3 protein-coding genes are annotated in these 2,451 nt (G+C 36.9%); all 3 read left to right on the top strand.

The window, feature by feature from the left end; all coding sequences use genetic code 11:
• Positions 1-31 precede the first annotated feature (31 nt).
• Positions 32-559, top strand: a complete 528-nt coding sequence (locus AC06OU_RS16930) for a hypothetical protein (RefSeq protein WP_475857336.1) — start codon at positions 32-34, stop codon at positions 557-559.
• 14 nt (positions 560-573) lie between these two features.
• Complete coding sequence (locus AC06OU_RS16925) at positions 574-1,512, top strand: ABC transporter substrate-binding protein (protein WP_475857334.1); 939 nt, start codon at positions 574-576, stop codon at positions 1,510-1,512.
• A gap of 122 nt (positions 1,513-1,634) precedes the next feature.
• Positions 1,635-1,880 carry an HAAS signaling domain-containing protein gene (locus AC06OU_RS16920; RefSeq protein ID WP_475857332.1) on the top strand — a complete coding sequence of 82 codons (246 nt, stop codon included), beginning with the start codon at positions 1,635-1,637 and terminating at the stop codon, positions 1,878-1,880.
• Positions 1,881-2,451: the final 571 nt, after the last annotated feature.

Raw genomic sequence — 2,451 nt, 5'->3', positions numbered from 1 at the left:
TTCACATTTACTAGGGAGGGAGGGGAAAAAGGTGAAAAAGGACATGCGTTATATTTGTTATCCGTTTATGAGAGAGAAGCCTTCTACAGTAGACTTTGAGATTCGAACGGACTCACTGACGACACGTATCGGCTTGGCTGCTTCTTTAACAAAAGATATTCCAAGAGTATATGAGGACCTCATGTATTTGGCCCCGATGGCATACCACTTAAATGGGTCTGTCAGAGGGAAGCTCGCGATCCATGAAGAAGATTTACAGATCCTCAGCGATATGTACAATTCCTACGTAAGCGAAGTAGAAGGAAGGGTAGATATATTCGTACTTCCACAAGGTTCAACGGCCGCTTGTGAATTGCACGTATGTCGAAGTGAAGCAAAAAAGTCGGTCAGAGCTTTACATAAAATCTCGTTAGAAAGGGAAGTACCAGAGATTTTATTTGACTACACGCAGCTATTAGCAAATGTATTGTTTGCAATGGCGGTATATGTAAACAAGTATCATGGAGTTGACGAAATTCAATTTGTTAGTAAATCATATCCGATGAGAAAAAGAAAATAAAGGAGGATTAACATATGAATAAACAATTAAGAAATTGGTTAGCGGTACTAATACTGTCGATCTTACTTGCAGGCTGTCAAGAGGCTGTAAAGAATACAGCTGTTGAAACAGATTCTTTACAAGAAGTAAAAGAATACACCGTAACGGACGATATAGGGAAAGAAATTACATTTGAGGAAGTTCCCGAAACGGTTGTTTCTCTACAACCAAGTAACACAGAAATTCTATTTGCCCTTGGCGTGGGAGATAAAATAGTTGGAGCTACAGAGTATGATACCTATCCGGAAGAAGCACTAGAAATTGAACGAATTTCCGATTCTATGAGCTTTAATGCAGAACGTATTTTAGAGATAAACCCCGATGTTGTGATTGCGTATACAACCGGTTCTGAGAAAGAGCTTAAAGTGTTGGAAGATGCGGGTTTAGACGTTTTTGTCATTCAATCGGCACTTTCATTTGAAGATGTCTATGGAGATATTGAACAGTTGGCTGCAGTAATGGGAGTAGAGGATAAAGGAACCAACCTTGTTAACTCTATTAAAACCACTATTCAAAGTGTTCAGGAGAAGGTATCAGGTGTGAGCGATCAGAAAAAAGTTTATTTTGAGATAAGCCCATCTCCAGAAATTTTTACAACTGGTAAAAATACTTTTCAACAAGAAGTTTTGAATAATGCTTCTGTTGTGAATATTTTTGGAGACCTAGAGGGGTGGATTAAATTATCTGAGGAAGATGTCATTAAGAAAAATCCTCCGATTATCTTGACTACCGTAAATTATGTAGAAGATCCAATTGGTGAGATTAAGGCTCGTCCAGGCTGGAATCAGCTAGAGGCTGTACAAAACAATGCCATCTTCCAATTAGATTCTGACATAATGTCTCGCCCTGGACCACGAATTGGTGAAGCTGTGGAACTAGTAGCTAAAACAGTTTATCCAGAAATATTTGAATAAAGTAGAGGATGGTCTCGTTTTGAGGAGGCCATCTTCTTTTATTTTAAAACAGGTACCTTGCAATGAATAATAGTGTTATGGTATAGTACTATTTAATGAATAGTACTGAGGAGGAGCAAGGAATGACAGCGAATATTTATATTGAGATGTTAGAAAAAGAGCTTTATATGTTGAATACAAAGGAGCGCCAAGCGGTAGTTCGAGATTTCCGCAAATATTTTTGTGATTTGTTAAGAGAGGGACAATCCGAGCAAGCAATAATAGAATCATTAGGAGTACCATCGTATATAGCAAGGGAACTACTTAAGGCTTACTCCGAAGAAGAATTGATCGTAACAGAAGTGGCACATGAAAGTGCATATATATAAAATGCTGCAAAGGCTAGTTATCCTTCTTAGCATGACTCATTGATAATTGTTAGTAAACTTGACTTAACTAGTTCATTTTTTTATATTACAGGAATCCAAACTTCCGAATAAAAGCTTTCAATCTGATGAATCATCTGTATAAAATTCCATCTCTTGTGTTCCTGCGTGCTTGTAGGCGTTAAAGGGAAACTACTCTGAGTAAATTTGTTTCCATGCCTTTAGCATTGCATCCGGTATTTCTACTGTCTCAATAGTGTGTCGCCTAAATAACTAACCCCTAGCCAATAATCCATCATACTGTCGACTTCAAAATTTTCTCCTATCACACAAACACCAAGAGGACCTTTTATTTCTTCGTTATTTAAAGAAATAATGAGCAACAAGCTTTTGTATAGATTCTTATATACGGATCTAGCACGTATATTAACACTTACAAAAAGCCGCCTATTAGAATTAGGTGGCTTTTTGCATTAGATATTTTTTTTAATTACTGTTTCTTTGTCTTCTATTTTAAATTCTTCTGCAACATCGTCTACTATATCTTTAGTTGAGCTTTTAAATTCTTTTAACG

The sequence above is a fragment of the Psychrobacillus sp. genome (assembly GCF_056205495.1).
This window is presented reverse-complemented; position numbering and strand designations above follow the sequence as displayed.